Below are 19,918 nucleotides of genomic sequence, written 5' to 3'. Positions count from 1 at the left end.
CTGAGAGCTTTATTTCTCAGTCCATTATTAAATTGTTAATGTTGTTTACTTAATCTACCGTAATTACTTTGGTAATAGTGTTTATTTTAAATGTTCTAAGAGCTGTTGGACCAGTATATCTAATATTACTATCTCCATCAGCCGCATTTACTAATTCAGAATCGATTGTATAACCATTTGACTGGTAATAAGGATAATTTCTGCTTCCTAAGTCCCAGCTATCTCCTCCATTATTTCCTAAAAATATTCTGAATGCTTCACCGCTGGTCATAACAATTTTTGCTTCATAAACACCGTCAGAAATCAAACCGAATTCTGTTTCATTGTTACCGGCCCATGACCATCCTCCAGGAGTAGCAGCACCAACTAACCAGTTAGAACTAGCAGCTGTTGTACCTTGAAAAGCTGTTATTTTTTTTGTGTTAGCATCTATTTTAAAACGATAAGTACCCGGAGTTCCTATGAATCTGAAATTACTATCACCATCTCCGGCATTTTCGAAATTAGAGCTAATGGTATATCCTTCTGTAATGTAGTAAGGATAGTTTCTCCCTGTATTCCAATCTCCACTTACAGTGAAAATTCTGAAAGCATCATTGGCAAAATTTGTGGTCGCTGTTAAAACATTATCATCACAAATTAAGCTTAGTGGAGAATCCCAATTCCATCCCGCAGAAGGGATTCCGGCTCCTACAGCATATTGTCCTAAACAACCATAAGCCGTAACTAAATAGGTAATTGTAGAAGAATAAACTTCTTGAGTTCCCGTTGTTCCGGTTGTCGCTTTGATTCTAATATCTACCGGACTTTGCACAAAAGGAGTCCCTCCAGCAGTTAAAACAGCTAAATTCAAAACATCTGACTGAATGGTTGCAAAAGTACTAGTCGTTGAAGCTAGATCTTGAGCATTAGAAAAATCAGAACCATTTGGCGCTAATTGAACAGTATAAGTAACCTCAGTAGGTGTTGTGTAATCCATAGGAGACCACGTAAGTGCTATACCTGGATTGGTCGGAGTTGCTTCATTCAAAACTATAGATTCTCCTGATAATGGTGTTACGATTGAAAATGAGCCTTCAGGTTCTGAAAATTTTAAATTATCATCATCTGTACATGAGGTAATCCCCATAAATGCAATTACTGCTAATACTATTTTATATTTGTTTTTCATCTTTTATACTTTTAAAATTTTTGATTAATAACCTGGGTTCTGTGTTAAATTAGGGTTTGAGGCTAAAGATTGAGCTGGTATTGGGAATAATTTTAAGTTATTTGAAATTGAAATTCCATTAACGCCATTACCTTTCCATGCCCAGTTATAGCTTCCGCCTGTATATTTTCCAAATCGAATTAAATCTTGTCTTCTGTGACCTTCCCAATGCAATTCTCTGGCTCTTTCATCGATGATAAAATCCAAAGTTACATCACTACTTGCTACATTCGCAAAATTTCCATCATTAGCTCTTTCTCTTAAAGAATTTAAATACACTAATGACTCGGAACTCACATTAGTAGTAGTACTACCATTTGTAGCGCCGTCTCTTCTCATTTGTGCTTCTGCATACATCAAATAAACATCAGCCAATCTGAACAGAGGAAAATCTGTATTTACAAAAGTTGAATTTCCACCAGGAATACCTGTCGAGCTGATATTAGAAAACTTGGATAAAATGTACCCTTGATTTTTGTCGGCGATATCAGCAATATCTAGCGCTCTAGGACCGCCACCTGAAATTGTTTTTCTCGCATCAAAATCATAAGCTACTCCATCAAATTTTTGAACAAATTGCTTTCTTAAGCGTAAGGCACCACCCCATCCACCAGAACCAACACCAAATGAAGTTCCATTAGCTTCTAAAGAGCCTATTTGACCATTAACCATAACTGTTGTTGCTCCGTAACTTTGAGTTACTTGACCATCAGACTGAATAGTAAAAATCATTTCCTCTGAGGTATTATTATCTGCTTTAAAATTGTCTAGATAATTTGGTTTTAAAGCATATCCTCCGCTAATGATTTGTGTACATTGAGTTAAGCAGTCAGCATAGCGGTTAGCGCCAATATATACTTCCGCATTTAAATAAATTTTAGCCAGAACCATTCTAGCAAAACCTTGGTCTAGTCTCCCGCCTTCATTTGTTCTAGGAGCTTTCAAATTTGGCAAAACTTCAGTTAACTCACTCTCAATAAAAGCAAATAATTCAGCCCTATCATATTCGGGACCAACTGTATTTATAGGGTCTGCCTCTGTCAAAAATGGCGCTTTACCATACAAATCCATCAAGTTATAATAAGCATAAGCTCTTAAAACTCTAACTTCATTTCTATAATCCTCAATGTCGCTTAGCAAAGTAGCATCGGTAACGCCTCTTCCGCTTAGCTTAGCCGGAGTTGTTTGACGCAAATATTCATTTGCCAAAGCAACTTCAGCCATTGTTCTACTAAACATTCCTAAAATAAGAGGATTGCTTTCATTCCAAATATTTCTTTGTAATTCTCTAGTACCAGGGTCATTTTCATAACTCCAAATAACTTCATCTGTGGTTAAATTCTGTAAATACCACAAACATCTTGTAAACTGACTGGTTCCTGCATCAATTCCTTGAAGAAAAGAAGAACCCGCATCGCCAGCGCCCGTTAATGCCAAATTACCATAAACTCCCGCCAATCCGGACTTGTATGCTCCCGGTTGTGCGAAAAACTGTTCTGATAAAAATACATCATCATCTGTAGGCACTACATTTAGATCATCTGTACATGAATTAAGTACAAAGAAAAAACCTAATAAATAATACGCATTAATTTTTAATTTTTTCATAGTTTTTTTTTAAAATTTAATATTTGCACCAAATAAGAAAGATCTTTGTCTAGGATAAATAGTATTATCTCTTCCATTATTAGTTATTTCAGGATCTAATCCTGAATAGTCGGTAATCAAAAGCGCATTTTGAACACCGGTGAACAATCTCAAAGAAGCTTTTCCTTCAATCCATTTAGGGAAAGTATACCCTAAAGTTACATTATCTAATCTGATAAAAGACCCGTTTTCAACATAGATGTCTGACAAAACCACATCTGCTGTAGTAGTAAATCCTGTGTTTAAAACTGAAGTTGGAACATTTTCAAGAACACCATTAATCAAAGAATTGTATTGGGCTCTACCTGCATTAACTGCGTTGTATATTCTAGCACCATAGCTTGCTCTGGCATTGAATGAAAAATCGAAATTTTTATAATTCATAGTTGAAGCAAAACCAAAAGTTACTTTAGGATCTGCGTTTTTATAAATATATCTATCATCTCCATTGATGATTCCATCTCCATTCAAATCTGCATAGGCACCTTCAATTGGAGACCCCGAAGCATCATACAATTGCTTGTAAACATAAAATGAATAAGGTGTATATCCTTCTCTTAAAATTTGAGCAGTTCCTCCTGTTCCGGCTCCGGTATCTCCTGTGAAAATATCGGCACCATATGCTAACTCATCAATTCTTCTTTTGAAAGCTGTTGTATTGAAGTTAACATTCCAGTTGAAATTATCATTTTTTATAACCTGTGCATCTAAAGAAAACTCGATACCTTTTGTAGAGAAACTACCAATATTTTGAAATCCGGCATTTGAGAAGTTACCGCCATCAGCAAAAGCTGCATTTACAATCAAATCATCTGATACTTTATAAAATAAATCTAATGCTCCTGTTATTCTATCATTAAACAAACCATAATCAAAACCAACGTTATAGGTAGTTGTTTGCTCCCATTTCAAAGCAGGATTGTATGGATTCGAAATTGCGATAGGAGTTGGTGAAGTCCCAAAAATATATTGACTAGATCCACTTCCTGTAGTATACTGTTGTAAATAGAAATTTCTTTCATTAAACCCACCAAACTCTTGTTGACCTGTTATACCATACCCTAATCTTAATTTTAAATCAGAAATAACCTTTGAGTCTTTAAATGCTACATTTTTTAATTTCCATGCAAAAGCTGCCGATGGAAAAGTACCATACTTTTCATTTGATGGAAATCTCGAAGAACCATCTCTTCTAACAGTAAATGTAAATAAGTAGGTATCGTTAATCGCTAACTTGGTTCTACCAAAATATCCGAGCAACACATTATCTGTAAAGATTGTAGTTTCAGGAAAATTTGAAGGTAAGTTAGGGTCTAAAATATTCCCTGTTGATTGAATTTGGTTTTGACGAATCTGATAAGAGTAACCAGCTTGTGCTTCAAAGTCTATTTTGCCAAAAGTCTTGGTGTATACTAAGTAAGCATCAAATAATTTATTTCTAGCAATACTCTCTTCGTATTCATTTTTACCATAAGGTAAGTTATTATTACTTGGTCCGGAGGCGGCATCAGCTCCCATTAATTTTGTTCTTTCACCATTTGCTTCATCAAATCCAAGGTTGATAACCGCTCTCAATGCTGGGAAAAAGTGGAATTTGTAATCAATCTCAAAGTTACCAAAAACTCGGTTATTTACACCTCTGTCATCGGTTTGTAACAATTGAGCAACTGGATTTCTTGTTCCTAACTGTAAAGTACCATCTGGATTGTAATACTCAAAAAACCCTCCAAAAGGCGAAGCAGGGTCATAAACTGGCTGCGTAGGGTTAAACCTTAAGGCAGAACCTTCAACACCATCGGCAAATCTGTTTTTCTCATTAGTATAAGTAGCATTCAATCTAATTTTTAAATGATCGTTAAAAAAAGAAGGATTCAATGCAGTCGAAACTGTATTTCTATTGAAAGTATTTGTCAATCTCAAACCTTCTTGATAGGTATTCCCAAAAGACAAACGTGCTGGTATTATGTTAAATAAATTCCCTTTAATAGAAATGTTATTGTCAACATAATCAGTTCTTCTGTAGATTTTATCCTGCCAATCAGTATTCGCAGTTCCCAACATTGAAACATCTCCTGGTCTTAAATCCGTAATTAAGTCACGATAAGCATCACCGTTAAAAACACTGATTTTATCTACTAATCTTCCAGAACCATATTGAAAATTATAGTCAACCGCTAATTTTTTTCCTCCTCTTTTAGTGGTAATGATAATAACTCCATTTGAAGCTCTAGAACCGTAAATTGCAGTAGCAGATGCATCTTTTAGCACTGTAAAACTCTCTATGTCATTCGGATTTAAAGCTGCCAGAACCGAAGTTGTTCCTCTGTTGTTATCCGCATTATTTTCAATTGGCAAGCCATCAATTACAATTAACGGGTCATTAGATGCAAACAAAGAAGAACCTCCTCTAATTCTTATTTCAGAACCAGAACCCGGAGCCCCACTCGTGTTGACTGTTAAACCCGCCACTCTACCGTTAAGTAAATTTTCTGCGGTTACATTGGAGCCTTTGTTAAAGTCTTTTGCGCCTACAGTAGTTACTGAACCAGTGGCGTCTTTTTTCTTAACAGTTCCATAACCAACCTGAACTACAACTTCTTGCAGTTGGTTAGCACTTTCCTCTAAGCTAATGTTTACCGTATTCTGACCTGAAAAAGTAACCGTTTTAGAGTCATATCCTATAAACGAAAAGACAACTTTGTCTCCGTTTTTTAGGCCTCCTAACTGGAATTTTCCGTCAAAATCTGTTGTGGTGCTGCTGTTTGCACCTTGAACAATTACATTTACACCTGGCAAGGGTTGGTTTGATTTGCTATCAAGAACAACTCCACTTAAAGAGCTCTGTGCAAGAGCGCCAAAAGGCAGTAACAGGAATAAAAATAACAACTTTTTGTAAATTGTTTTCATACGTTTTGTTTAGGTTAAAAAATTTAATTTTGTGCTTGTACTTTTACTTCGAATGTTAAATTTATGTAAAAAAATCAATTTTTGAAATTAACACTTGTTAAATCTATACCGAAAACGTTTTCGTGTTGAAAACTTTTCTGTTATTGTATTATTTTAAGGCTAAAATTGAAAGAATAAAAAATAACTTATATCTTTATTCAGAAATCATTATTTATCACATGAAAAGAAAAGTAACGCTTAAACAAATTGCCAGAGAGCTTGATGTCTCCATTTCAACCGTCTCAAAATCCTTGAGAAACAGCTTGGAAATAAGCGAAGATACCAGACAAAAAGTGCAGGCATTTGCCAAATTATACAATTACAAACCCAACAATATCGCCTTAAGTTTAAAGAACAAAAAAACAAAGACCATTTGTATTATTATTCCTGAAATTATCCATCATTTTTTTGCCACAGTAATCAGCGGCGTCGAAAATGTAGCCAACGAAAATGGCTATAATGTTTTGGTCTGTCTTTCCGACGAATCTTTTGATAAAGAAGTAATTAACATGGAAATGTTGGCTAACGGAAGTATCGATGGCTTCATCATGTCGCTGTCAAAAGAAACCCAACAAAAGAAAGATTTTCACCACATCGTCGAAGTCATTAATCAAGGAATGCCGGTCGTTATGTTTGATCGCGTAACCAATGAAATTCTTTGCGACAAAGTAATCATTGATGACAATCTTGCAGCTTTTAATGCTACCCAACATTTAATTGATAAAGGCTTTAAAAAAATTGCTCTGATTTCAACAGTTGATTATGTGAGCGTCGGAAAACTCAGAACCGAAGGTTACACCAAAGCCCTAAAAAATAATGACATCAAAGTAGATGACAATCTAATTTTGAAAATCGAAGACACTGAAAACTTCGAAGACAGTATAGCTAATCTCTTAGCGAACAATGAAATCGATGCTGTTTTTGCCGTAAACGAATTATTCGCCGTAACCGCTATAAAAGAAGCCAACAAACTAGGCAAGAAAGTTCCGGAAGACATTTCAATTATCGGTTTCACAGACGGTATTATCTCTAAATATTCTTCTCCAAGTATTACCACCGTAAGTCAAAACGGCGTGAAAATGGGAGGCAAAGCCGCTAAAATGCTGATTGAAAGACTAGAAGCCGAAGAAGAAGACGAAGAACAATACAGAACTGAAGTGATCGAAACCGAATTGGTAGAAAGAGAATCCACGAAATAAAAAGGTTTTTATCAACAAAAAACGTTTTCGTAACCAGTTGATGCCATTTTTTTTTAGGAGAATAGTCTCAATATAAATTCTTTGTTATCTTTACGATAATTATCAAAGCTTGTACTTTACTTCGAAAATAGATTAAAGTTTTGATAAGCAAGGCGCTTATCGTTTTAAAAATCAACAAATTACGATAATGGAAAAGCGTAAATTAAGTTTCTGGGAAATTTGGAACATGAGTTTCGGTTTCTTAGGAATCCAGATGGGTTTTGCCCTTCAAAATGCTAATGCCAGTAGAATTCTTCAAATTTTTGGTGCTGATGTCCATGAGTTATCATGGTTTTGGATTATTGCACCCTTAATGGGATTAATTGTTCAGCCCATAATAGGCCATTACAGCGATAATACTTGGGGAAGGTTTGGCAGAAGAAAACCATACTTTTTAGCAGGAGCTTTGTTGGCTTCAATCGGTTTGATATTAATGCCACAAGCAGAAATATTTATTGCCTTTATGCCCGCTTTATGGGTTGGTGCCGGAATGCTGATGATTATGGACGCTTCGTTCAACATTGCTATGGAACCTTTTAGAGCCTTAGTTGGTGACAATTTAAGAGCCGACCAACACACTTTAGGCTTTAGTGTTCAAACCGCTTTAATTGGAATTGGTGCTGTAGTAGGTTCGTGGCTTCCCTATGTTTTAAACGAATGGTTTGGTGTAAGCAATTTACCTACTGAAACTTCCGCTATTCCAAATAATTTGATTTATTCTTTCATCATAGGAGCCGCCATTTTGATTGCTACTATTTTGGTAACCATTTTTACTACCAAAGAGTATTCGCCTGAAGAATTAGCGCAATTTCGCGATGAGAAAGAGCATGAAGAAGCTATGGGAGAAACCAAAGAATCTAAACTCTCTGATATTTTTACAGACTTTGCCAAAATGCCCGAAACCATGCGCCAATTGAGTTGGGTTCAATTCTTCTCTTGGTTTGGTCTCTTCGGAATGTGGGTTTTTACTACGCCGGCCATTGCTCAACACATTTATGGACTATCAGTAGAAGACACCAAAAGTCCTGAATTTCAATCTGCAGGAGATTGGGTTGGAATCATCTTTGGAGTTTACAATTTCGTATCTGCTATCGTAGCATTCATACTTCCTTATATTGCAAAACAAATCGGAAGAAGAAAAACGCATGCTCTTTCCCTTGTATTAGGTGGAATCGGACTGATCTCTATGTATTTTATGCCCAATAAAGAATCATTGATATTTTCCATGATATTAGTCGGGTTTGCCTGGGCAAGTATTTTAGCGATGCCTTATGCAATTCTGGCAGGTTCAATCCACCCGAAAAAAATGGGAGTTTACATGGGAATATTCAATTTCTTCATCGTAATCCCGCAAATCATTAACGCTTTAATTGGTGGTCCGCTAGTGAAATATGTATATGGCGACCATGCTATTTATGCTTTAGTAATGAGTGGCGTAAGTTTCATCATTGCCGCATTTTTAGCCCTAAAAGTTAAAGACAGTAAAGACATTAATTAATGAGTAAAAAAGCATTCATTTTCGACCTTGACGGAGTAATCGTAGACACAGCCAAATACCATTTTTTGGCGTGGCAAAAATTAGCTCAAGAGTTAGGAATCGAATTTACCCCAGAACACAACGAAGAATTAAAAGGCGTTAGCCGCGTTCGTTCTCTTGAGATTATTTTAGCGCTGGGCAATGTTCAAGCATCACAAGAAGACAAAAACAAATGGTTAATCCAAAAAAATGAAGAGTATTTATCTTATCTGGTCGATATGGACGAAAGCGAATTACTACCGGGTGTAATCAACGTTCTTCAATTTATTAAAGAAAAAAAACAACTGATTGCTTTAGGTTCGGCGAGTAAAAACGCCCGACCTATTTTAGAAAAAACAGGAATCTTACACTTTTTTGACGCAATCGTTGATGGTAATGATGTAGCCAATGCCAAACCCGATCCGGAGGTTTTTCTAAGAGCAGCCAAATTGGTAAAAGCAAACAACAAAAACTGTATTGTTTTTGAAGACAGTGTTGCCGGAATACAAGCCGCCAATATTGCCAATATGATAAGTGTCGGCATTGGAGAAGAAGAGATATTGCATGAAGCAAAATACAATTTTAAAGATTTTACGTTTATGGACCTTTCTTTTATAGAAGCACTTCTAGACTAAAATTGAATGATAAAAGGACAATAAAAAAATTACAATGAACCAAGATTATATCAAACCAGATAACTGGTCGATTATTGAAGAAGGATTTGATTTAGAACGAGTAAAATCCTCGGAAAGTTTATTCAGTATCGGAAACGGTGCCATGGGTCAACGAGCCAATTTTGAAGAATTCTATTCAGAAAATACTTTCCAAGGAAGTTACATCGCCGGAATTTATTATCCGGACAAAACCAAAGTGGGTTGGTGGAAAAACGGCTATCCGGAATACTTCGCTAAAGTGTTAAACGCACCAAGTTGGATTGGAATTCTAGTCGAAATCAATAGCGAAACGCTTGACATTGCGGCTTGCAAAATCACCAACTTCAAACGCGAACTGAACATGAAAGAAGGTTGGTACAATCGTTCTTTTTCGGCCACTTTGAACAACGGAATCGAAATCGACGTCAATGTTAGAAGATTTTTGTCTTTGGATATAGACGAATTGGGCGTAATCAAATACGAAATCACTCCAAAAAATAATGAGGCGACTATCGTTTTCAAACCTTATTTGGATGCCGGCGTGCACAACGAAGATGCCAACTGGGAAGAGAAATTCTGGGAACCATTGGAAACCCAACATAAAAATAACGAAGCTTTTGTCGTAGCGCGAACTTTCAAAACACATTTTGAAGTAGCAACGTATATGCACAATAGCATTTTCATCAATAACGAAAATCAAAACGCCGAACCAACATTCGTAGACACCACTTCAGACAAAGTGGTCTTCACTTATGAGCAATTGGTTTCAAAAGGTGATACTATAGCCTTTCAAAAGTTAGGCGGTTACACTGTTTCGATGAACCATTCTTCTGCCGAATTAATTCCGGCTGCACAAAAGGTAATCGAAAAAGCATTGTCTTTAGGCTACGATACTTTATTACAAAACCAAGTCGATTCTTGGGCAAAAATCTGGGAAATGAGCGACATCACTATTGAAGGCGATGTAAAAGCCCAACAAGGTATTCGTTTCAATATTTTCCAATTGAACCAAACCTATTTAGGCAAAGATTCTCGTTTGAATATTGGTCCAAAAGGATTCACCGGAGAAAAATATGGCGGTTCGACTTATTGGGATACGGAAGCCTATTGTATTCCGTTTTACATGGCTACTAAAGACCAACAAGTTGCTAGAAACCTATTGGCTTATCGTTATAACCAATTGGGCAAAGCCATTGAAAATGCCGAGAAATTGGGTTTCAAAAATGGCGCTGCATTATACCCAATGGTAACTATGAATGGTGAAGAATGCCATAACGAATGGGAAATCACTTTCGAAGAAATTCACCGAAACGGAGCGATTGCTTTTGCCATTTTTAACTATTACCGATTCACCGGAGATTACAGTTATATTCCTGAAAAAGGTTTGGAAGTCTTAATTGGTATTGCTCGTTTTTGGCACCAAAGAGCTACTTTTTCAACGTATAGAAATCAGTATGTAATTTTAGGCGTAACCGGTCCGAATGAGTACGAAAACAATGTAAACAACAACTTTTACACGAATTATATTGCCAAATGGTGTATCGATTATACCATCGAGCAAATCGAAAAAGTAAAACAAGAATACGCTGCTGATTTTGCTCGAATCATGAGTAAAGTAAAATTAGAAGCTACCGAAATCCAACATTGGAAAAAAGTGGCTGACCATATGTATTTCCCTTATTCTGAAGAGCACGACGTCTATTTACAACAAGACGGTTTCTTAGACAAAGAATTGGTCAAAGTGCACGATTTAGACAAATCACAACGACCAATCAACCAAAAATGGTCTTGGGACAGAATCTTGCGTTCGCCTTATATCAAACAAGCCGATACTTTACAAGGTTTCTACTTCTTTGAAGATCATTTCACCAAAGAACAACTAGAGAAACATTTCGACTTTTATGAACCTTACACCGTTCACGAAAGTTCATTATCACCTTGCGTTCACTCGATTCAAGCCGCTAATTTAGGCCGAATGGAACAAGCGTATACTTTCTATTTAAGAACGTCGCGTTTGGATTTGGATGATTACAATAAAGAAGTCGAAGAAGGTTTACACATCACATCAATGGCCGGAACTTGGATGAGTATCGTGGAAGGTTTTGGCGGCATGCGTATCAAAAATGACACCTTGCATTTCGAACCAAGAATTCCAAAAGAATGGAATGGCTATTCATTCAAAATCAATTTCAGACACCAAATTTTAAAAGTTTCTGTTCATCAAAACGAAACCAACTTTACCCTAGAAGGCGAAAAAGCGATTTCGGTTTTCGTAAACGGCACAGCCATTTTGGTGGAACCGAATAGTTTGGTGACTGTATAATTAAATCAACTAAAACCCTTTCGGACGCAATTCTGAAAGGGTTTTTTATTTATAAACCTATGAAAAAACTACTCTTCTCTCTCTTGATTTCTGTTTCAGCTTTCGCCCAAATTGACAAAGTTGAACCGCCGTTTTGGTGGAATGACATGACGCTTTCCGAGGTGCAAATTATGTTCTACGGTAAAAATATTGCTCAAAACGAAGTCACCGTTTCCAACGGCATCATCATCAAAGGCATTCAAAAAACAGAAAACCCGAATTATGTTTTTGTAACTATTGAAACGAAAAATATTCCGGCTCAGGATTTTGTCTTTACGTTTAAAAATGGCAAAAAAACATTTACCCAAAATTATTCGCTTAAAGCAAGAAGAGAAAATTCCCGCTTCCGCGAAAGCTACGACAGTTCCGATGTGATGTATCTTTTAATGCCGGACAGGTTTGCTAACGGCAATCCAAACAACGACAACAACGCTTTGCTAACTGAAAAAATGGACCGTTCAAAAGACAACGGAAGACACGGCGGCGATATCGAAGGCATCATCAAAAACTTAGATTATATCCAATCGCTTGGTGTGACAGCCGTTTGGCCAACGCCACTTTGCGAAGACAACGACGAAAGAGGTTCGTACCACACTTACGGTCAATCCGACGTTTATAAAATCGATGCGCGTTTCGGAACCAATGAAGAGTATGTTCGAATGAGTGCCGAATTACACAAACGCGGCATGAAAAACATTATGGATTACGTGACCAATCATTGGGGTTGGCAACATTGGATGTACAAAGATTTACCAACACGCGATTGGGTTCACCAATTCCCGGAATTCACGAATTCTAATTACAGAATGACTACGCAATTTGACACCAATGCTTCTGAACGCGATGCAAAATATTGCATGGATGGTTGGTTTGTAAAATCGATGCCCGATTTGAATCAGTCGAATCCTTTGGTCTTAAATTACCTGATTCAAAACGCCATTTGGTGGATTGAATATGCTGATTTAGACGGTTTCCGTGTAGACACTTATTCCTACAATGACAAAGTGGGCATTGCCAAATGGACCAAAGCCATTACCGACGAATATCCGCATTTCAATATCGTAGGAGAAGTTTGGATGCAAGACCAAGCCCAAATGGCTTTTTGGCAAAAAGATAGTAAAATTGGCGCCATTCAAAGCTATAATTCCTATTTGCCAAGTGTAATGGATTTCACTTTATACAATGCTTTGGAAAAAGTGTTCAACGAAGACAAAGGCGAATGGGACAAAGGAATGATTAGAGTATATGATAATTTAGCCAATGACTTTTTGTATCCCAACATAAACAACATCCTAATTTTTGCTGAAAATCACGATACCAATCGTATCAATCAAGCTTATAAAAACGATTTCAAAAAATACCAAATGGCAATGACCATATTGGCCACTGTTAGAGGAATTCCGCAATTGTATTACGGCTCCGAAATTGCGATGGCCGGTGACAAAGGCAAAGGCGATGGCGACATTCGTCATGATTTTCCCGGCGGATGGAATGGCGATACCAATAATGCTTTCACCAAAGCCGGAAGAACTGAAGAACAAAACAAATTCTATGATTTCACCGCCAAAATATTCAACTGGAGAAAAAATAAAGAAGTGATTCATTTCGGAAAAACAACACATTACATCCCGGAAAACAACGTTTATGTTTATTTCCGTCACAACGAAAAAGAAAGCGTGATGGTTTTGGTAAATAATAGCCCCGAAAAACAAACTTTCAAAACCAACAGGTTTCAAGAGAATTTAAACCATTATAAATCCGGAAAAGACGTGTTAAGCGATGCTTCTTTCGATTTGAAAAAAGATATGACTATTGAAGGAAAATCGGTTTTAGTCTTAGAATTAAAATAAATAAGTCTCGCAATCCCGAACCTTCGGGAGCAGAGACGCAAAATAAATAAAAAATGCCTTGTGCCTTTGTGCCTCTGCGAGATTAATTAAACAAAATGAGAAAGCTATTACTCTTATTATTAATTACCACATTTTCATTTGCTCAAAATGCGAATAGAAAATACCTTTCCCACAGCTGGAAAAACAACCTATTGGAAGTAAAAACCAGTGACGGAACTTATCGCATAAAACCTTATTCTGATAAAATTATTGAAACTTCTTTTGTCCCGAATGGGGAAATTTTCAATACCAATTCGCATGCGGTAATCAAAACTCCCGAAAAAGTGAAAGCAACCGTTTCTAAAACAGATAACTCCGTTTTGCTTTCTACAAAAGACATTACGATGGTGATTAACAAATCGCCTTTCAGAATTACTTATTCCAACAAAGGAAAAGTCTTGTTGTCCGAGAAAAACGGCTACATTAAAAAAGACAGCACCGAAATTCTACAATTCAATCTTGACAATTCAGAAGTTTTATTTGGCGGTGGTGCGCGTGCCCTAGGCATGAATCGCCGTGGTAATCGTTTGCAATTGTATAACAGAGCGCATTATGGTTATGAAACCAAAGCCGAATTGATGAACTTTTGTATTCCGCTTGTTTTATCTTCTAAATTATACGCGGTGCATTTTGACAACGCTGCGATTGGCTATTTGGATTTAGACAATAAAAAGAACAATACTTTAGAATACGAAACCATTTCGGGAAGAAAAACTTATCAAATAATTGTAGGCGATACTTGGGAAGATTTGGTAGCCAATTATACTGATTTGACCGGAAAACAACCCATGCCGGCACGCTGGACCTTCGGAAATTTCTCGAGCCGATTTGGGTATCATACGCAAGATGAAGTGGAAAACACCATCAAAAAATTTGAAGCCGATAACATTCCGGTTGATGCAATCATATTAGACTTGTATTGGTTTGGTAAATCAATTAAAGGCACTATGGGCAACCTCGATTGGGACAAAGACCAATTCCCGAATCCGGAGAAAATGATAGCCGATTTGAATGCCAAAGGTGTTAAAACCATTCTAATTACAGAACCATTTATCTTAACAACCTCATCAAAATGGCAAGAAGCAGTCGATAAAAAAATATTGGTCACAGATAAATCAGGGAAACCCGCCACTTGGGATTTCTACTTCGGAAATACAAGTGTGGTTGACATCTTCAAACCCGAAGGCAATCAATGGTTTTGGAATGTTTACAAACGATTAATCAATCAAGGTGTCGGCGGCATGTGGGGCGATTTGGGTGAACCTGAAGTTTTTCCTTCCAAAGCAATGACCGCTGCCGGAAAAGCAGATGAAGTACACAATATTTATGGTCACAATTGGGCCAAATTAATAGCCGATGGTTACCAAAAAGATTTTCCAAACCAACGTCCATTTATCCTAATGCGTGCCGGTTATTCGGGTTCGCAAAGATTCGGTATGATGCCGTGGAGTGGCGATGTATCCAGAAGTTGGGGCGGATTGCAATCACAAATGGAAATCGCGATGCAAATGGGAATGCAAGGCATGGCGTATATGCATTCGGATTTAGGCGGATTTGCCGGAGATTATTTTGATAACGAATTGTATTTGCGTTGGTTGCAATACGGCGTTTTTAACCCCATTTTCCGTCCGCACGCGCAGGAAGAAGTCGCTTCAGAAGTCTCCAGAAAAGATATTATCACCAAAGCCAAAGCCAAAAAATCGGTTGAACTTCGTTACCAACTACTGCCTTATAATTACACTTTGGCATTTGAAAATAACCAAAAAGGAACGCCATTAATGCGACCGTTATTCTTTGAAGAACCAACGAATGAAAAACTGCTCAACGAAAAGGAAAGTTATTTTTGGGGCAATGCATTTTTAGTAAAACCAATCACAAAATCAGGTGTAACTTCGACGGAAGTTTATTTTCCAAAAAGCAACAATTGGTTTGATTTTTATACCGGTAAAAAATACAATGCCGGCGCAACAGAATCGGTAAAAGTAGAAGAAACAACTATTCCAACTTTCGTTCGTGGCGGTAGTTTTGTGCCTATGATTGAAACCATTCAAAACACTTCAAAATATACGGTTGACAACTTCAATTTGCATTTTTATTTTGACGAAACCGTGAAAACTTCTTCCGGTAAATTGTACAACGACAATGGTGAAACACCACAAGCTTTTGAAAAAGGACAATACGAAATATTAAATTTCAATAGCAATAACAATGGCAAGGAATTGGTTCTAAAACTAACATCAACTGTTGGTAAAAACTATTCGTCGACTGATAAAACGGTTTTGGTGTTAATTCACAACATCAAAGCCAAACGCATTTTTGTAAATGGCAATGAAATGCTGTTTAAAACCTTTAACGAACCTTTACAAATTCCGGTAGAATGGAAAAAAGGAACTGCTTCTGAAATTAAAATTGAATATTAGACTATGAAAAATATACTGCTTACCCTATCGGCTTCGCTTTTATTCTTTGGTTGTAAATGTACCAAAGAAGTAGCTGCCAAACAACCAACAACCACTCAAGCGTCAACTCAAACACCTTTCATTTGGGAAAGTGCCAATGTGTATTTTCTATTGATTGATAGATTCCAAAACGGCAATCCGGAAAATGACAAAATCATCAACCGCAACAAACCCACCGGAGTTTTGCGTGGCTTTGAAGGCGGCGATATTCGTGGCGTAATTCAAAAACTCGACGAAGGTTATTTTACCAATTTGGGAATCAACGCCATTTGGATGACGCCGGTCGTGGAGCAAATTCACGGTTCAGTCGATGAAGGCACCGGAAACACTTATGGCTTTCACGGGTATTGGACCAAAGATTGGACGGCGGTTGATCCGAGTTTTGGCACCAAAGAAGATTTAAAAGAACTAGTCGAAAAAGCACACGCAAAAGGTATTCGCATCATGTTGGACGCGGTTATAAATCACACTGGTCCGGTAACCGAATTGGATCCTGCGTATCCGAGTGATTGGGTTCGAACTTCGCCGAAATGCACCTATAAATCATACGACACTTACATCAATTGTACGTTGGTAGAAAACCTTCCGGATGTTTTAACCGAAAGCAATGCCAATGTGGCTTTACCGCCAATGTTGATTGAAAAGTGGAAAAAAGAAGGCCGTTACGAACAAGAGGTGGCCGAATTGGATGCTTTCTTCAAAAAAACCGGTTATCCTCGTGCTCCGAAGTATTACATCATGAAATGGCTTTCAGATTACATTACCGATTATGGCATTGACGCCTATCGTGTTGATACCGTAAAACATACCAGAGAAGATGTTTGGGCTGATTTCAAAAAGGTATGTGACCAAGCTTTCACCGATTTCAAGAAAAAAAATCCGGAAAAAGTCTTAGACAACAACGATTTCTTTACTGTTGGCGAAGTTTACGGTTATAATATCGGTGCCAAAAAACAATATGATTTCGGAGACAAAAAAGTCGATTACTATGCCAACGGTTTCACCGGATTAATCAATTTCGACTTTAGAAATGAGGCCAAAATGAACTATGAAGATTTGTTTTCCAAATATTCTAACCTCTTGCAAAACGACCTAAAAGGCAATACAGTCATGAACTATGTTACCTCGCATGACGATGGTTATCCTTTTGACAAAAAACGCGAAAAAATATTCGAAGCCGGCACCAAATTACTATTGACTCCCGGAATTTCGCAAGTGTATTATGGTGACGAAATTGCTCGTTCACTCGAAATCGAAGGCGCACAAGGCGATGCTACTTTGCGTTCGTTTATGAATTGGGATGATTTATCATTTGACAGAATCAAAAACCAATTATTGATGCATTACAAACTTTTGGGAACATTCAGAAGTAACCATCCTGCGGTTGGCGCCGGAGTGCACCAAATGATTTCGCAATCACCTTATGTGTTCAGCAGAACGTATACTAAAGGCAATTTCAATGACCAAGTAGTTGTTGGTTTGGATTTACCAAAAGGCCCGAAAGAAATCTCAGTCGGAACTATTTTTGCCAATGGCACTAAAATCAGAGATGCTTATTCTAATTTATCTGTTATAGTAGAAAACGGAAAAGTAAATTTAGATACTAATTTTACGATAGTTTTACTCGAAAAACTATAACCATGCTCAAAATAGGTCATCGCGGTGCGAAAGGTCATGCTGATGAAAACACTTTGGATTCTTTCCAAAAAGCCATTGATTTAGGCGTTGACATGATTGAACTAGACATACAATTGAGCATAGACAAAGTGCCAATGGTTATTCACGACACAACCGTCGATCGAACGACTTCTAGCATTGGTTTGGTAACTGATTATAGTGCCAAAGAATTGCGAAAATTAGGTATTCCAACTTTAAGAGACGTATTTGAATTGGTTCACAATCAATGCGAAATTAATATTGAAATCAAAGTGTTTTCGGCAACCCAAGGCGTATTAGATTTGATTGACCAGAACATTTTCGACAAGAACAAAATTCTTATTTCGAGTTTCGATTGGAATGCTTTGCAGGAAGTGCGTTTTCACGATGAGGATATACGCATTGGGGTTTTGACAGAAACCGACTTAGATTTGGCACTGGCTTTCGCCAAATTTATTAAAGCCTATTCGATTCATCCTTATTATCATTTGATAACCGCTGAAAACATTCAAAAAATAAAAGAAAAGCACTTTAAAGTTTTTCCATGGACGATAAATGAGCCTACAGCTATTACCTTTGTCAAATCGTTAAACGTTGACGGTATTATTACAGATTTTCCGGAAAGACTATGAACTCAAACTATGACATTATAATTGTTGGCGGCGGTGCAGCTGGTTTTTTTACAGCTATCAATATCGTTGAAAACAATCCGAAGCTAAAAGTTGCCATTTTAGAACGTGGCAAAACGGTTTTGGAAAAAGTGCGTATTTCCGGTGGCGGACGTTGTAATGTAACTCATGCCTGTTTTGTGCCGAATGATTTGGTCAAATTTTATCCGCGTGGGGAAAAAGAATTGCGCGGTCCGTTTCACCAATTTTGTTCCGGCGATACGATTGAATGGTTTGAAAAGCATGGCGTAGAATTGAAAATAGAAGATGATGGCCGGATGTTCCCGACATCGGATTCCTCTCAAACTATCATCGACTGTTTTTTGGGCTTGACCCAGAAATTGAAAATCGATGTGCTTACCGGTCAAAGTGTACAATCACTTTTTAAAGGCGACAATTACTGGAAAGTAGAAACCCATCACGAAACTTATTCTTGTTATAAATTAGTCCTGACTACCGGTAGCAATCCTAAAATTTGGGAACTACTCGAAAGTATGAACCACACAATTATTCCTCCGGTTCCTTCGCTATTTACTTTTAACATCAAAGATACTCGAATCAAAGATTTGATGGGTGTTTCAGCTTTTGCCAATGTGAAAGTCAAAGCTACTAAACTAGAAGCTTCCGGACCATTATTGATTACGCATTGGGGCATGTCGGGTCCCGGAATTCTGAGACTTTCGGCTTGGGGCGCGATTATTTTGGCGGAAAAAAAATACCAGTTTGTAATCGAAATCAATTGGCTCAACGATGTTACTTTTGAAGAAGCGATGGAAACTTTAAAAGAACTCAAACAAGAACACGCTAAGAAAGTAGTCAGTAAAAAATCGCCTTTCGAGTTTCCGAATCGATTGTGGGAAAGTTTGGTGTTGGCTTCCGGTATTTCAAATGAAACGAAATGGGCTGATTTGACTAAAATACAATTGACCAATTTGGCGAACCAACTCACCAACGGGCAATTTCAAGTGAATGGCAAAAGTACTTTCAAGGAAGAATTTGTCACCGCCGGCGGCATTGATTTAAGAGAAATCAATTTTAAGACAATGGAAAGCAAGTTACACGAAAATTTATTTTTTGCAGGCGAAATTGTCAATATCGATGCGATTACGGGCGGCTTTAACTTTCAAAATGCTTGGACAAGTGGATTTTTGGCAGCGAATTCAATTACCTCATCATGAAAAAAACAATCACTATTTCAGTACTATTTATAGCTATTCTTTTCCTAGAGAGTTGTAGTACGCCAAAATCAAATAGTTTTCAATTAACGAAAAACTACCAACCGGATAATCCCGAGTTGTATGAAGCTATTGTAAAACTTGACAGTGTATTTTTTGACGCTTACAATAATTGTGATAGTAAATTTGAAATTTATGCCGATTTCTATTCAGATGATATTGAGTTTTACCATGACCAAGGCGGCTTATCCAATTCAAAAAAAGATATCTTGGAAGGCACCAAAAAAAATATCTGCGGTAAAGTAACCAGAACATTGGTAAAAGGCAGTATTGAGGTTTATCCGATTAAAGATTATGGCGCGATTGAAATTGGTTTGCATTCCTTCAGCAACAACACCAATCCACCGAATGAGCCCAAAAAAATCAGTCGGTTTACCATTTTTTGGAAAAAAGTGAATGACCAATGGAGAATTGCTAAAGTGATTAGTTTACATTAAAA

At 37.2% G+C, this 19,918-nt stretch carries 13 protein-coding genes; 10 read left to right on the top strand and 3 right to left on the bottom strand.

The genetic code is table 11. The features are described from left to right. Positions 1-49: 49 nt before the first annotated feature. The 3 genes from C8C84_RS05630 to C8C84_RS05620 are packed head-to-tail and all read right to left on the bottom strand — an operon-like array spanning position 50 to position 5,764. Positions 50-1,171: a SusE domain-containing protein gene (locus tag C8C84_RS05630; protein WP_121312606.1), complete on the bottom strand. Its 1,122-nt coding sequence runs from the start codon at positions 1,169-1,171 to the stop codon at positions 50-52. Positions 1,172-1,195: 24 nt separating this feature from the next. Next, entirely contained in the window at positions 1,196-2,818 is a 1,623-nt protein-coding gene (locus C8C84_RS05625) for a RagB/SusD family nutrient uptake outer membrane protein (protein ID WP_121312605.1), read from the bottom strand. 9 nt (positions 2,819-2,827) lie between these two features. Next, complete coding sequence (locus tag C8C84_RS05620; RefSeq protein ID WP_121312604.1) at positions 2,828-5,764, bottom strand: SusC/RagA family TonB-linked outer membrane protein; 2,937 nt, start codon at positions 5,762-5,764, stop codon at positions 2,828-2,830. A gap of 218 nt (positions 5,765-5,982) precedes the next feature. Between C8C84_RS05620 and C8C84_RS05615 the strand changes: the two genes are divergently transcribed. The 10 genes from C8C84_RS05615 to C8C84_RS05570 all read left to right on the top strand — a co-directional run bounded on the left by C8C84_RS05615 (position 5,983) and on the right by C8C84_RS05570 (position 19,916). After that, on the top strand, positions 5,983-7,002 hold the full coding sequence (locus tag C8C84_RS05615; RefSeq protein ID WP_121314980.1) for a LacI family DNA-binding transcriptional regulator: 1,020 nt from the start codon (positions 5,983-5,985) through the stop codon (positions 7,000-7,002). A 187-nt stretch (positions 7,003-7,189) separates the two neighbouring features. Beyond that, entirely contained in the window at positions 7,190-8,539 is a 1,350-nt protein-coding gene (locus tag C8C84_RS05610; RefSeq protein WP_121312603.1) for an MFS transporter, read from the top strand. Beyond that, positions 8,539-9,192: a beta-phosphoglucomutase gene (gene pgmB, locus C8C84_RS05605; protein ID WP_121312602.1), complete on the top strand. Its 654-nt coding sequence runs from the start codon at positions 8,539-8,541 to the stop codon at positions 9,190-9,192. The genes C8C84_RS05610 and pgmB overlap by 1 nt, the downstream gene beginning before the upstream one ends. A gap of 34 nt (positions 9,193-9,226) precedes the next feature. Then, positions 9,227-11,533 (top strand): glycoside hydrolase family 65 protein, encoded by a 2,307-nt coding sequence (locus tag C8C84_RS05600; RefSeq protein WP_121312601.1) that lies wholly within the window; start codon positions 9,227-9,229, stop codon positions 11,531-11,533. Between the two features lie 59 nt (positions 11,534-11,592). Further along, positions 11,593-13,422: a glycoside hydrolase family 13 protein gene (locus C8C84_RS05595; RefSeq protein WP_121312600.1), complete on the top strand. Its 1,830-nt coding sequence runs from the start codon at positions 11,593-11,595 to the stop codon at positions 13,420-13,422. A gap of 95 nt (positions 13,423-13,517) precedes the next feature. Continuing rightward, the gene (locus C8C84_RS05590) at positions 13,518-15,881 is read left to right on the top strand and encodes a TIM-barrel domain-containing protein (RefSeq protein ID WP_121312599.1); all 2,364 of its coding nucleotides are present in this window, start codon (positions 13,518-13,520) and stop codon (positions 15,879-15,881) included. A 3-nt stretch (positions 15,882-15,884) separates the two neighbouring features. Next, the gene (locus C8C84_RS05585; protein ID WP_121312598.1) at positions 15,885-17,558 is read left to right on the top strand and encodes an alpha-amylase family glycosyl hydrolase; all 1,674 of its coding nucleotides are present in this window, start codon (positions 15,885-15,887) and stop codon (positions 17,556-17,558) included. A gap of 2 nt (positions 17,559-17,560) precedes the next feature. Next, positions 17,561-18,208 (top strand): glycerophosphodiester phosphodiesterase family protein, encoded by a 648-nt coding sequence (locus tag C8C84_RS05580; protein ID WP_121312597.1) that lies wholly within the window; start codon positions 17,561-17,563, stop codon positions 18,206-18,208. Beyond that, complete coding sequence (locus C8C84_RS05575; RefSeq protein WP_121312596.1) at positions 18,205-19,422, top strand: NAD(P)/FAD-dependent oxidoreductase; 1,218 nt, start codon at positions 18,205-18,207, stop codon at positions 19,420-19,422. The genes C8C84_RS05580 and C8C84_RS05575 overlap by 4 nt, the downstream gene beginning before the upstream one ends. Next, on the top strand, positions 19,419-19,916 hold the full coding sequence (locus tag C8C84_RS05570) for a nuclear transport factor 2 family protein (protein ID WP_121312595.1): 498 nt from the start codon (positions 19,419-19,421) through the stop codon (positions 19,914-19,916). Before C8C84_RS05575 ends, C8C84_RS05570 begins: the two co-directional genes overlap by 4 nt. Positions 19,917-19,918 lie beyond the last annotated feature (2 nt).

The organism is Flavobacterium sp. 102 (assembly GCF_003634615.1).
Lineage (GTDB): Bacteria > Bacteroidota > Bacteroidia > Flavobacteriales > Flavobacteriaceae > Flavobacterium.
This window is presented reverse-complemented; position numbering and strand designations above follow the sequence as displayed.